We start from the raw sequence: 13,339 nt of genomic DNA on the forward strand, positions 1-13,339 counted from the left end.
CGCTCGTTGCCCGCCTAGCGGTACTCGCCCGAGCGCTGCCGGCGCCGGGCGCGGACGGCGGCGTCCAGGGAGAGCACCGGGGCGCCGGCGAGGACCAGCGGGAGCCAGGCCATCAGATAGGCCAGGTCGTTGCCGTAGTAGTAGGGGGTGGACGCCCAGCTGACGGTCAGCCAGAGGCTCAGCGAGATGAGTGCGCCGCCGAACGCGGCGAGCCGGCTCAGCAGACCGATGAGCGTGCCGATGCCGACGGCGAGTTCGCCGAAGGCGATGGCGTAGCCGAAGCCCACGGGGTTCTTCAGCGCCATGTCGACCAGGGCCGGGATCGCCGACGAGTCCCGCACGCTGCGCATCAGGTCGCCGATCGAACCGGAGCCGGAGGCGTGCATGAAGGCGCTGTCGGTGAGCTTGTCGACACCCGCGTAGATGAAGGTGATGCCGAGAAAGATGCGCAAAGGGAGCAGTGCGTACCGCGTGGCGGTGTCCCGCCAGTCACGGCTGTCGTTGAGATAGGAGGTGTGGGAGTCCGTACGAATACCGTGAGCCATCCTGTGCGCCGCCTCTCGCCCGCCATGCCGTTGACCCCTCAACAGACCATACGTACGAAAGTCGGCTCGCGCTCAACCGCTACGCGTCTTTTTCGCCCCGTTGACGGGTACGCGTCGATGGCCGGATGCCCGGAGCGCGGGTCTCCCCGCGGCGGCCGGGGTCATTCCGTCACGTCGACGGCCACCCGGTTGGTCTCCACTCCCGCGGCCGTCACCACCTGTACCTCCACCCTCCCGGGCTCGACGTCCGCGGGTACGGGGACCGTGAGGAGCGAGTCCGTCGGATTGCTGAAGCCGCCGACGACCGGGACCAGGGGGACGTGGACGTGGACCGCCCCTATGCGGACCACCATCCGGGACAGGCGATCCGCCGACTGGGCGCCGGGCGGTACGAAACCGGCACCGCGGATCTCGATGTCGTCCCCGGTGCGGATCGGGGCGTCCAGGTCGCCCGCCTCCCGCGCCCGGACCACGGAGAGCACCACCGGACGGCCGCCCTCCGCGAACTTCCCCGCGAAGTAGGTGGCCGCGGAGACCAGGACCAGCAGGGCGAGGCCCCAGGGCAGGTCGGGGAGCTGGTCGGGGCGGCGGGCGAGCCGTACCGCCGCGAAGACCAGGGCGACCGCGCTGATCACGACGTACTGGGTGTCCGCGAAGTTGCCGCGTCCCGAATCGTCCGTCAGCAGGTCGGCCGCCCTCGGCCGGTCGGCATGCACCTTCTGCAGGCGCCGGCCGAGGACCCGCAGCCCGACCACCCGCCGCACCACGACCGCGATGCCGCACACGACCGCGACGACGGTCACCGCGCCCGCTCCGCGCGCGAGGTCGAGACCGGCGATCAGCGCGTCACGCCTGTCGTGCGCGGAGGCCATCGCCAGCTCGCCGGCCAGCATCAGCACCGCATACACCACGAACAGCACCCAACTCGCCGCCACCGCACGGGAGGTCGACAGCCGGTTGTCCTCTCCGACGACAGGGGCGAGCGCACCGCCGCGCGCCTGGTGCAGATAGCCGGCGGCGGTCAGCGCGGCACCCACCAGCACGGCCGCGATCAGTCCGGCCGTCCGCGCGGCGGTCCACCCCGCACCGATCGCCGTCAGTGCCTGGGCCAGCAGCAGGACGCCCGCGACGGCCCACACCCAGATCACCGTGCGCCGCCACAGCCGGCCCAGCCAGGCCTCGCCGTCGGCCCGGCTGCGTTCGGCGACAAGGTCCGCGGACTGGGTCAGTTCGTCGGACACCCACTGGCGGGACGCGGACGCGGAGTGCGCGACGGCCGAGGGCAGTCCCCGCCCGGACGCGAACTCCTCGCGCTTCGCCAGGAACTCGGCGACCGCGCGCCGGTGCCCCTCGCGCACGCCGTGCGGGCAGTCCCCGCAGGTGCAGCCACCCTCGTGGGCGCCCGGGCCGCTGCCGCGTCCCGCGCCCTGCCTCGCCTCCTGCACCGCCACGCCCACTGCCGCCTTCCCCGCTCCGGATCACCACGTCGCACCCGTGACAACTGACGTGCGACGACAGCGAATTGTGCCGTACGGAACACGCCCCGCGTCCGCCAGGTCCGGTCAGCCCGGGTGAAAGAACGAATCTCCGGGTTGACCGGGGCCGAAAACGCCGTCGACCCGGGTGCGAGTATTCCGCAGGACCCCGGTCCTCCGGCACGACGGGGGCCGGTCGTCGGCGTCCGCACGGTGCGGATCGCGCCGGGACGCGAGCGCCGGCGCGGCGCCGGACCCCGCACGGGCCGGGCGGTGTCCGGCCGGCGCGGCCGTCAGCTGAGCAGATCGGGTTCGCTCCGGCTGATGTCCTGCCACAGCGGCTGGTAGTTGATCCAGGCCACCAGATCCCCGCCGAGCTGCTCCCGGGTCGCGACCGCCTGCCGGTGCTCGATCAGCACGGGCCGCCCGGCCGCCCTCGCGGTCAGCTGCACCTGGCACGAGCGCTCCATCGACAGGAACCACCAGGCGGCCGCGTCCACCGAGTCCCCGACGGTCAGCAGCCCGTGGTTGCGCAGGACGAGCGCCTTGCGGGTGTCCAGGGCGGTCGCGATCCGGCGGCCCTCCTCGGCGTCCACGGCGACGCCCGTGTAGGCGTCGTACACGGCGTGGTCCTCGTAGAAGGCGCAGGACTCCTGGGTGATGGGGTCCAGCAGATCACCGAGCGCGGCGAGGGCCCGTCCGTGCACGGAGTGGCAGTGCGCGACCGCGACGACGTCCGGACGGGCGGCGTGGACCTGGGCGTGCACCGTGAACGCCGCCTGGTTCACGTGGTACCGGCCCTCGATCACCTGCCCGTCCTGGTTGGCGAGCACCAGATCGCTCACGGTGACGTGCCGGAAGGGCATCCCGAACGGGTTCACCCAGAAGCAGTCGGTGAACTCGGGATCCCGTGCGGTGATGTGCCCGGAGACGCCGTCCTCGAAGCCGAGCCGCCCGAAGAGCCGCAGCGCTCCGGCCAGCCGCTCCTTGCGGTGCTGCCGCTCGTCGTCCGACGACTCGTGCATCGGCGGCATGGCGAACTGCAACCGGTCGGTGGGCAGGGGCAGCGGGGGGGTGGGCCCGTGCATGTGTCCTCCAGCACTGGGTTCCTTTACGCAGCGGAAGTTACCGTCGGTCGTCGCAGGAGAACAGAGTCGTTCGGTGAAGAGAGTGCGCAACCGTTACGCGCGGTGGGGGCACGGCCCGCGCCGCGCGCCGGGTGGGCGACGAATTGTTTGTCATACCGGACGGAACCTGTCGGGTATGCGCGGCAGGCTCGGTCCCATGAGTACCGAGAGCCCGACACCCCCCGTGAACTGGTCCGCCTTCGTCACCGCCGCGCCGTCCCTCGCCAGGACCGTCGAGGACCGGTTCGGCGCGTTCACCCATCACGTCCTCGCGACCCTGCGCAAGGACGGCTCGCCGCGCACCACCGGTCTCGAGGTCCGCTTCCTGGACGGCGAGCTGTGGCTCGGCATGATGCCGGACTCCCTCAAGGCGCTCGACCTGCGCCGCGACCCGCGTTTCGCACTCCAGGCCAACCCGGGGCCGGGCACGGGGATGGGCGGCGGCGATGTGCGCATCGGCGGACGGGCGATCGAGGTGACGGACCCGGGCGCGAGGGCCGGATACGTGAAAGAGGCGGAACCGCCGGAGCCGTTCCACCTCTTTCGCACCGAGCTGACGGAGGTCGTACGGACCCACGTCGAGGACGACACCTACCTGGTCGTCGAGATCTGGAAGCCCGGAGAGCCGGTGCGCGCTCTCAGGCGGACATGACCCGGGAGGTCCCCCGGGTCACTCCCACTCGATGGTCCCCGGCGGCTTCGAGGTCACGTCCAGGACGACGCGGTTGACGTCGCGGACCTCGTTGGTGATCCGGGTCGAGATCTTCCCGAGCACGTCGTACGGAAGCCTCGACCAGTCGGCGGTCATGGCGTCCTCGGACGAGACCGGCCGCAGCACGATCGGGTGACCGTAGGTCCGGCCGTCGCCCTGGACACCGACGCTGCGCACATCGGCGAGCAGGACCACCGGGCACTGCCAGATCTCGCGGTCGAGGCCGGCCGCCGTCAGCTCCTCGCGGGCGATGGCGTCGGCCTCGCGCAGCAGGTCGAGACGCTCCTTGGTCACCTCGCCCACGATGCGGATCCCGAGGCCGGGGCCCGGGAAGGGCTGGCGCTGGACGATCTCGTCCGGCAGGCCGAGCTCCTGGCCGACCATGCGGACCTCGTCCTTGAACAGCTTGCGCAACGGCTCGATCAGCCGGAACTCGAGGTCCTCGGGGAGGCCGCCCACGTTGTGGTGGGACTTGATGTTGGCCGTGCCGGTGCCGCCGCCGGACTCGACCACGTCCGGGTACAGCGTGCCCTGGACGAGGAACTCGACCGGCTCCCCGCTCTCGCCGGCCACGGCGATGATCTCCGCCTGGGCCTGCTCGAAGACGCGGATGAACTCCCGGCCGATGATCTTGCGCTTCTCCTCGGGGTCGGAGACGCCCTTGAGCGCGGTGAGGAACCGCTCCTCGGCGTCGACCACCTTCAGCTGAACGCCGGTGGCGGCCACGAAGTCCTTCTCGACCTGCTCGGTCTCACCCTTGCGCATCAGGCCGTGGTCGACGTACACGCAGGTCAGCTGGGAGCCGATGGCCTTCTGCACCAGGGCGGCGGCGACGGCGGAGTCCACGCCGCCGGAGAGCCCGCAGATGGCGCGCTTGGTACCGACCTGCTCGCGGATCGCCTCGACCTGCTCCTCGATCACGTTGCCCGTGGTCCAGGTGGGGGTCAGGCCCGCGCCGCGGTAGAGGAAGTGCTCCAGCACCTGCTGGCCGTGCGTGGAGTGCATGACCTCCGGGTGGTACTGGACGCCGTACAGCTTCTTGTCGTCGTTCTCGAAGGCGGCGACCGGCACGACGTCCGTGGACGCCGAGACCGTGAAGCCCTCGGGGGCGGCGGAACAGGCGTCCCCGTGGGACATCCAGACGGACTGGTCGGCCGGAGTGCCCTCGAAGAGGGTCGAGGAAGGACGCGAGACGGCCAGAGCCGTGCGCCCGTACTCGCGCGCTCCGGTGTTGTCCACCGTGCCGCCGAGGGCCTGGGCCATCAGCTGGAAGCCGTAGCACATGCCGAAAACGGGGACACCCGCCTCGAACAGAGCGCGGTCGACGGTCGGGGCCCCCTCCTCGTAGACCGACGAGGGACCGCCGGAGAGGATGATCGCCGCCGGGTTCTTCGCGAGCATCTCCTCGACCGGCATGGTGCTCGGGACGATCTCGCTGTAGACCCGGGCCTCACGGACGCGACGGGCGATGAGCTGGGCGTACTGCGCGCCGAAGTCGACGACCAGGACGGTGTCGGGGGCGGCGGCAGCGGGGGTCGCTGATGACACGTGTTGCCTTCCGGCGGCTTGACAGGGGGCTGTGGTACCGATTCTAACGGGGTGGGCGCGGGTGACCCCCGTCTCACGATACGAGCCCGTTTGGACCCCGCCACCATCCCGGGCATACTGGGCGCATGCTCACGCACACGATCTTCGTCTTTACCTATGGCAACCGGCCCACCGGCTGCCATGGTCGTGCTGCTTGAGCCACTGACAAGCGACTTCCCAGGCGCCCCGGGCCGATACGGTCCGGGGCGCCTGGCGTTTGCGGACCGCGCCGATCCGGAGCACCTCATCCCGACCCCCCGTGAGGAGCCCCCGGCCATGACCGCCACCACGACCGATCAGACGACCACCGAGAAGACCGGCGCCCGCACCCCCGAGGCCGCCGAAGTGATCAACGGCGCCCGCGAACGCATCGACACGCTCGACGACCGCATCATCGGCCTCGTCCAGGAGCGCATGGCCGTCTCCGCCGTCGTCCAGGAGGCCCGTATCTCCTCCGGCGGCCGGCGTGTGAACCTCTCCCGCGAGATGGAGATCCTCGGCCGCTACCGGGAAGCTCTCGGCAAGCCCGGCACGGCCCTCGCCATGACCCTTCTCGAGCTGTGCCGGGGCCGCGTCTGACGGCCGGCGCGGATCCGCCTGCGACGGACGTCCGCTGCACCCACGTTCGTATGCCCTCTCACCCGTACGGCGCGTGACCGCTGACGCACGGAGTTCGTTGTTCCCGGTGTCCGTGCCAGCCAGGGGCGGGCCCGAAAGAACCACGCGTGGCTCCGCTGGGGTGATGAGACGTACGGATCGTGCCGTGCGTCGTGGGACCTCGCCCCAGGGATGTGACCGGACGGCAGGGGACAGCAGCCCGGTCACCCAGAGAACGGTCGGCTCCGGGGACGCCCGGAGCCGACCGGCGGAATCCCGTCAAGGTCGGTCGAAGCGGTTGCGGAGGCCGTGTTCCGACCAGCATCAGCCCGCCGGCCGACCGCCGGCGCACACGGACAAGCGGCGCAACCCCCCGGCGCCGCTCATGGCACCGACGCCGCCCTGACGTCGGTGCTGACGAACGAAGGGCCCCGCGGTCCTCCCCGCGTCTTCGCCGACGAGCAGGGGACCCCCTCGCCGCGGGGCCCTTCGTCTGCCGCCGGACGGCGCCTGCACCCCGCGCTCAGCCCCTGCGCGGTTTCGGCCACTCGTCGCCGATGTGACCCAGGCCACATAAAAACTGTGTGAACCCTGGGCAACCGTTCACCTGCCCCACGGGTCACACCTACCGAATAATCAAGGGCCACGACCCGCGCCCCACACGCGGAGGCCTCCCCCCAGTTTGTGTCGTGTCTCCCACGGCACACCTGACTTCTCGAGGTCTTCATGAAGCTTCGTCGCGTTCTGGTCGCCGCGGCGGCGACCACCGCCATAGCACCACTCGCGCTCGTGTCGGCGCCGGCCGTGTTCGCGGACGACGCGCCCAGCACGAACACGGACACCAGCATCGTCACGACCGCCCCGGAGACGACGCCCGAATCGACTCCCCCCACCTCGGAGCCCGAGTCGACCCCGCCGACCTCGGCGCCGGCGACCTCCGACACGGAGACCACGCCGGGGACGACGGCGCCCGCCTCCCAGACGGCGGGCAACCCGACGGACTCGGCCCCGACCCAGTCGGCACCCGCCTCCACCCCGCCGGCCTCCGCCACGCCCTCCACCGAGCCGTCCGAGCCCGCCGACCTCTGCACCGACGAGGACGGCAACGACACCACCCAGCTCAGCGCCGACCTGCGCAGCGGTCTGTCGGGCCTGCCCGAGACGATCGTCGCGGGCAGCGGCTGGAAGGCGTTCTCGTTCAACGTCTCCAACCACGGCGACAGCGAGATCAAGGACATCAAGCCGCTCATCGGTGTCGCCGCGGAAGGCTGGGACGGCAAGGACTACTCCGGCAAGATCGCCGTCGAGGTCTTCGACTCGGCGAGCGGCACGTGGCACACGGTCGCGGACGCCGCGGGCGAGGGTGGCACGTTCCCCGCGTTCTCGCTCGCCGCCGGTCAGTCGACCTCGTTCAAGCTGCGGCTGAGCGTCAGCGGCAAGGTGCCGGACGCCATCGGCGTGACCGGCGGCTTCGCGCAGTACTCGGACGCCGAGGGCTGCTGGATGGCCGACGACCCGAAGGGCTGGATCTACTTCTTCGACATCCTCGCCGCGGGCACCGACGCCGGTCACCCGAACGACGCCAAGCCGCAGACCGGCGGCTCCCTCACCGAGGTGAGCGAGGTCGACGCCACGGGCAGCCTCGCCGAGACCGGCTCCAGCTCCGCCCTGCCCATGATCGCCCTGGTCGGCGGTATCGCGGTCGTCGCCGGTGGCGGTGCCGTGTTCGCGGTGCGGCGCCGGAAGACGGGTGGTCAGGCCGCGTAAGGCCTGAAAGACCCGTCGCACAGACTGCGTCAGGCGTCCCGAGCGCCTCGCACACAAGAAGAAGGACCTGGGCTCGGAGGGGGGCCCAGGTCCTTCTTCCTTCTTTGATTCCGCTACTTCTTCGGCGGCACCGCCGGTATGCCGAGGAACGGCAGCCGCAGCGCCCCGAACGCCTCCACCGGCACCGCCGGACGCAGGGGTTCCACCGGCTTGAGGCGTTCGTACCCCGCACCCTGTGCCGGACGCGGGTCGGCCTCCCCCTTGTTCGGCCAGTACGACATCGCCCGCTCGGCCTGTGCCGTGATCGTCAGCGAGGGGTTGACGCCCAGGTTCGCGGACACCGCGGCCCCGTCGACCACCGAGACACCGGGGTGGCCGAACAACCGGTGGTACGGATCGATCACTCCCTCCTCGCGCGAGGCACCGATGGGACAGCCGCCGAGGAAGTGGGCGGTCAGCGGGGTGCCCATGAGCTCACCCACGTTGCTGCCCGGGAAGCCGTTGATCTCTTCGGCGATCGCGGACGCCGCCATCGAGGCGGTCCTGATCTGCTTCGGGTTCGGGGCGCCGTGCCCCTGCCGGGCGGTCAGCAGTCCCTTGCCGGCACCCTTCGGCTTCAGATAGGTCGTCAAGGAGTTGTCCAGCGACTGCATCACCAGGCCGATGATGGTCCGCTCCGACCAGCGGCGGTTGGACAGGGACCGGACCAGCAGCCACGGGTGGCGCGCCACGTTCGCGAGCCAGGCCAGAGCGCGCGAGGAGCCGTCCGCGTAGGGGACCTGGAGGATCGACAGCCCGCCCATCGCGTTCGATCCCTTGCCGTAGCGGACCGGCTCGATGTGCGTGTCCCCGTCCGGGTGGATGGAGGACGTGATCGCCACACCCTGCGTGAAGTCGGCCTTGGCCCCGCCGTGCGCCTTGCGGTAGCGGCGGTCGTCCGTCTGGGCGCCGACCAGCGCCTCGGAGTTGGTGCGGGTCAGCTCGCCCAGCCGGTCCGAGATCCGGGGCAGCTGGCCGTTGCTCTTCATGCGGTGCAGCAGGGTCTGCGTCCCGTAGGTACCCGCCGCGACGACGACCTGCCGTGCCTTGAAGAGCCGCCCCTCCCCCTTGCGCCTGTCGTCCGTCGGCAGGGTCGCGACGGCGTATCCGCCCTGCGAGTCGTCCGTGACCGACACGACGGTCGTCATGGGGTGGACGACCGCACCGGCCTTCTCGGCGAGGTAGAGGTAGTTCTCGTTCAGGGTGTTCTTCGCGCCGTGCCGGCAGCCCGTCATGCACTCGCCGCATTCGGTGCAGGCCCGGCGGGCGGGTCCGGCGCCGCCGAAGTACGGGTCCGGGACCTCCTCGCCGGGCGTGACCGTGACCGTGCCGTCCGCGTCCTCGCCGTCGCCGAAGAAGACGCCGACCGGTGCCATGTGGAAGGTGTCGCCCACGCCCATCCGCTCGGCGGCCGCCTTGAGGTGGACATCCGACGGCGTGAGCGTCGGATTGAGCCGCACGCCCAGCATGCGCCGCGCCTGGTCGTAGTACGGCTTCAACTCCTCCTGCCAGTCGGTGATCCCCTTCCACTGCGGGTCGTCGAAGAAGGCCTTGGGCGGCACGTAGAGGGTGTTGGCGTAGTTGAGGGAGCCGCCGCCCACCCCGGCGCCCGCGAGCACCATCACATTGCCCAGCAGGTGGATGCGCTGGATGCCGTACATACCCAGGGCCGGCGCCCACAGGTAGTTCCTGAGGTCCCAGGAGTTCTTCGGCAGCGACTCACGCGTGAAGCGGCGGCCTGCTTCCAGGACACCCACCCGATAGCCCTTCTCGGTCAGACGCAGCGCGGTGACCGAACCGCCGAAGCCTGAGCCGACGACGATGACGTCGTAGTCGTAGGCGTCGTCGCCCTGATCGCGGACGGAGTTCTCCTGTGACACGTGCTCTCCTCGTCGAGAGTTGGTGCTGTCTAGCGGAGGCGGAACGCCTTCATCACCCGAAGGCTGCGGCTCATGAACGCCGCGTACTTCTCGTCGTCCATGCCGAGCGACGGCGCCATCGGCAGCAGCCGCTGATGAGCCACGGTCTGGGCCTCGGTGTACTTGAGGATGCCCTCGGAGCCGTGGCGCCGGCCGAGCCCCGAGTCCTTCATGCCGCCCATCGGTGACTGGACGCTGCCGTACGCGGGCGCATAGCCCTCGTTGACGTTGACCGTGCCGGTGCGCAGCCGGGCGGCGACCGCACGGCCGCGCCGCCCGTCCTTCGTCCACACGGAGGAGTTCAGGCCGTACGCCGTGGAGTTGGCGCGCTCGACCGCCTCGTCCTCCGTCCTGAAACGGTAGATCGACACGACCGGGCCGAAGGTCTCCTCCGCGCAGACCGACATGGGCGCCTCGACCCCGTCGAGGATGGTGGGCTCGTAGAAGTAGGGACCGATGTCCGGGCGGGCGACCCCGCCGGCCAGCACCTTCGCACCCTTGGCCCGGGCTTCCTCGACATGCCGGGTCACGGTCTGCAACTGCCGCTCGCCGACCAGCGAGCCCATGTCCGCGCCGTACGCGAGGGACGTGCCGAGCCGCAGCGCCCTGGTGCGGGCCGCGAAACGCTCCAGGAAGGCGTCCGCGATCGACTCGTGGACGTACAACCGCTCGATGGAGATGCAGAGTTGGCCGGCCGAGGAGAAGCAGGCGCGTACGGCCCCGGCGGCCGCCTTCTCGATGTCCGCGTCCTCGAGGACCAGCATGGCGTTCTTGCCGCCGAGTTCGAGCGAGACGCCGACGAGACGGGCGGCGGCGCCCTGGGCGACCTGACGTCCGGTGCGGGTGGAACCGGTGAAGGAGACGTAGTCGGCGTGCCGGACGACCTCCGGGCCGACGACCGGGCCGTCGCCGATGACGATCTGGAACACCTCGGCGGGCAGCCCTGCCTCGATCAGCAGGTCCCGTGCCCACATCGCGGTCAGGCAGGTCTCCGTGTCGGGCTTCATCACAACGGCGTTGCCCGCGGCGAAGGCCGGGAGCGCGTCGCCGACCGACAGTTCCAGGGGGTAGTTCCAGGGTGCGATCTGGCCGACGACGCCCCGCGGATGGCGCAGTTCGGTGACGCGCGTCAGGGTGGGCACGGCGCCCGTGTGCCGCTTGGGACCCAGGTACGAGGGCGCCTTGCGGCCGTAGTGGCGGGCCGCGACGGCGACGGCCTGCACCTCCTCGTGGGCGTGGAGGCGCGCCTTGCCGGTCTCCAGCTGGATCAGGTCCAGGACCTCGGCCTGGCGCTCCAGCACCAGGTCGTGGAAGCGCAGCAGGACGGCGGCGCGCTGCCGCACGGTCGTCGCAACCCAGGCCGGCTGGGCCGTGCGGGCCCGCGCGAACGCCTCGGCCACGTCCTCGGGCGTGGACTCGGGCAGGTCCGCCAGCTTCTCGCCGGTGAACGGCGTGTGGTTGGCGGTGCGGCCGGAGCCGACCACTCCCTTGGTGAGCTGGGCCACCAGCTCGGGCGTGACCACGTCGGCGGCGGTGCGGGCGCCGGCGGGGGACGGCGCGAGAGGATTGGTGCCGGCCGTACCCGAACCGGTCGTGTCGGTGGCCTTCTCCGGGGCCTGCGAGTCCGTCATGACGCGCAGGGTATGACGGGCCGGAGCGTTTGGGTACCCGTCGGTAACGGGCTTTCACGGGGTGACCACACCGTGCCAGTGACCGCTGGCAGCAAATGCGCTGATCAGGGCGTTGTCGGGAGATCACCGCGCCGGGCGCGGCTTTCGGACGGGCTCTGGCACCGGGTACCGCCCCGCCCGTGGCAAGGACGGCCGACGGCCTTCGCCTACAGCCTGTCGACGTCCAGGTTCGCTATCGCCGTGCGCGCCACCTCGCGTCCGCGCTCAGTGAAGTCGCCGTCGCCGGGATAGCCGACGGTGACCTTGTACATGTCGCCGGCCGAGTTCTTGTAGTAGAAGATCTTCAGCTCGCGCGGAAGCGGGTTCTGGCTGTCGTTCGTCGTATAGGCGACCGTGTTCTGCGCGGCCTGCCGGTCGCGGTAGCGGATCGTCTCCGGGTGCGTCTTCTTCGGACCCGAGGCCATCTGCAGTTCGTAGGCGCCGCTGTCCTTGAACTCGCCGTTCTCGGCGTACATCTCGGCCGCCGAGGAGTCCTTGATCTGATGGGAGCTGTCCTCGGACCGCCGCGCCAGATGCAGCACGACCGAGATGCTGCCGCTCAGATCGGAGTACGTCACCCAGTTCTTGTCGGTGTCGTCCTTCGCGGGCCGGTACACCCGGTAGTTCGCGGGCACCGCGAGCGTCGCGCCCAGCGCCTTCTCCCGGTGCTGCTTCCAGCCGTCCGGCAGCGGTCCCGCGAACGGGTCCGCGACGACCAGAGCGACCACGGCCGCGACGGCGACGACCGCGGCGCCGATCCCGAACAGCGCCTTGCGGCTCACGCCTCGGCCGCCGGGGACGGTGAGCGGCACGCCCTGCGTCGGCTGCGGCTCTCTCGCCGCCTCCTGGAGCAGCCGTCGGACCTCGGCCGCGTCGGGGCGTCGCTCGGGCTCCTTGGTCAGCAGACCGTTGATCACGTCGGCGAGCGGACCGCGGGCCGGGGCCGCCGGGGTGGCATGGAGGACGGACTGGAGGGTGGCGGGGGTGTTGGCGCGGCGGAACGGCGAGACGCCCTCCGTCGCCGCGTACAGCACCACACCGAGCGACCACAGGTCGGACGCCGGTCCGGGGCGCCGGCCCAGCACCCGCTCGGGCGCGATGTACTCGGGCGAGCCGACGAAGCCCCCCGTGTCCGTCAGATTCGTCTCGCCCTCGATCTGCGCGATGCCGAAGTCGGTGAGCACGACCCGGTCGTACCGGCCGAGCAGGACGTTGGCGGGCTTCACATCGCGGTGCAGGATGCCCGCGGCGTGCGCTGCCTCCAGTGCGCCGAGCACCTCGAGGCCGATCCTCGCCGCCTCGCGCACCCCGAGCGTGCCCTCCTGGAGTACGTCGCCCAGGGACCGGCCCTGCACCAGCTCCATCACGATCCAGGGCCTGCCGTCGACGACCGCCACGTCGTGCACGTTCACGACGGAGGGATGGTCGAGACGCGCGGCGGCCCGTGCCTCACGGCGCATCCGCTCGTAGACGTTGGCCTGTTCGCGCTCGGGGAGGTGGTCGGGGACCCTGGGTTCCTTGACGGCCACCTCACGGTCCACCGTCTCGTCCTTGGCCCGCCACACCGTGCCCATGCCCCCGTGGCCGAGCTTGGCGAGCAGCCGGTAGCGGCCGGCGACGAGCCGCCCGGCCCCCGGGTCCGGCGGCGCGTCCGGCGCGAGACGGGTGGGGGCGGCCTGGGGCTGGGAGGTCGCCTGCGGTTGCGGCTGTGCGTACGGGTTTCCCGGGTACGGCACACCGGGCCGCGGCGGTTGCAGTCCGAAACTCGTCGGCTCGTCGGGCCGTTGAGGCCCTCCCCCGTAGGTGCTCATGCGCTCATGCTTATCGTGCGGGCGCTCCTTCAGCCACCCCCGTCCCGCACCGGTCACAGACCCGTGACGCACCGCGCGAGATGTCTCCGG

The 13,339-nt window shown here is 71.2% G+C and carries 10 protein-coding genes; 3 read left to right on the plus strand and 7 right to left on the minus strand.

Going from position 1 to position 13,339, the window contains the following annotated elements; genetic code table 11:
* Positions 1-14: 14 nt before the first annotated feature.
* From ACSHXN_RS17280 to ACSHXN_RS17290, 3 genes are all read right to left on the minus strand, one after another.
* On the minus strand, positions 15-545 hold the full coding sequence (locus ACSHXN_RS17280; RefSeq protein ID WP_355137324.1) for a DoxX family protein: 531 nt from the start codon (positions 543-545) through the stop codon (positions 15-17).
* Between the two features lie 161 nt (positions 546-706).
* Entirely contained in the window at positions 707-1,996 is a 1,290-nt protein-coding gene (locus ACSHXN_RS17285; protein WP_355137322.1) for a hypothetical protein, read from the minus strand.
* A gap of 317 nt (positions 1,997-2,313) precedes the next feature.
* Positions 2,314-3,108 carry a class II aldolase/adducin family protein gene (locus tag ACSHXN_RS17290; RefSeq protein WP_355137320.1) on the minus strand — a complete coding sequence of 265 codons (795 nt, stop codon included), beginning with the start codon at positions 3,106-3,108 and terminating at the stop codon, positions 2,314-2,316.
* A gap of 196 nt (positions 3,109-3,304) precedes the next feature.
* Here ACSHXN_RS17290 and ACSHXN_RS17295 point away from each other — a divergent pair, with 196 nt between their 5' ends.
* Positions 3,305-3,799 (plus strand): pyridoxamine 5'-phosphate oxidase family protein, encoded by a 495-nt coding sequence (locus ACSHXN_RS17295; RefSeq protein ID WP_356111265.1) that lies wholly within the window; start codon positions 3,305-3,307, stop codon positions 3,797-3,799.
* An 18-nt stretch (positions 3,800-3,817) separates the two neighbouring features.
* Here the strand turns inward: ACSHXN_RS17295 and guaA are convergent, their stop codons facing one another.
* Complete coding sequence (gene guaA, locus ACSHXN_RS17300) at positions 3,818-5,407, minus strand: glutamine-hydrolyzing GMP synthase (RefSeq protein WP_438303315.1); 1,590 nt, start codon at positions 5,405-5,407, stop codon at positions 3,818-3,820.
* 315 nt (positions 5,408-5,722) lie between these two features.
* Here guaA and ACSHXN_RS17305 point away from each other — a divergent pair, with 315 nt between their 5' ends.
* Together ACSHXN_RS17305 and ACSHXN_RS17310 are read left to right on the plus strand one after the other, a co-directional pair.
* Positions 5,723-6,025 (plus strand): chorismate mutase, encoded by a 303-nt coding sequence (locus ACSHXN_RS17305; protein ID WP_355137314.1) that lies wholly within the window; start codon positions 5,723-5,725, stop codon positions 6,023-6,025.
* Positions 6,026-6,769: 744 nt separating this feature from the next.
* On the plus strand, positions 6,770-7,810 hold the full coding sequence (locus ACSHXN_RS17310; RefSeq protein WP_355137312.1) for an LAETG motif-containing sortase-dependent surface protein: 1,041 nt from the start codon (positions 6,770-6,772) through the stop codon (positions 7,808-7,810).
* 113 nt (positions 7,811-7,923) lie between these two features.
* On the opposite strand, the gene ACSHXN_RS17315 is transcribed toward ACSHXN_RS17310, so the two are convergent.
* The 3 genes from ACSHXN_RS17315 to ACSHXN_RS17325 form a co-directional block, all read right to left on the minus strand.
* Positions 7,924-9,729: a GMC family oxidoreductase gene (locus ACSHXN_RS17315; protein WP_355137310.1), complete on the minus strand. Its 1,806-nt coding sequence runs from the start codon at positions 9,727-9,729 to the stop codon at positions 7,924-7,926.
* Positions 9,730-9,758: 29 nt separating this feature from the next.
* Positions 9,759-11,399, minus strand: a complete 1,641-nt coding sequence (locus ACSHXN_RS17320) for a succinic semialdehyde dehydrogenase (protein WP_438303316.1) — start codon at positions 11,397-11,399, stop codon at positions 9,759-9,761.
* 206 nt (positions 11,400-11,605) lie between these two features.
* A complete protein-coding gene (locus ACSHXN_RS17325; protein ID WP_355137306.1) occupies positions 11,606-13,249 on the minus strand; it encodes a serine/threonine-protein kinase in 1,644 nt (547 codons plus the stop codon).
* Positions 13,250-13,339 lie beyond the last annotated feature (90 nt).

The organism is Streptomyces sp. HUAS TT11, from assembly GCF_051553595.1.
Classification (GTDB): Bacteria; Actinomycetota; Actinomycetes; order Streptomycetales; family Streptomycetaceae; genus Streptomyces.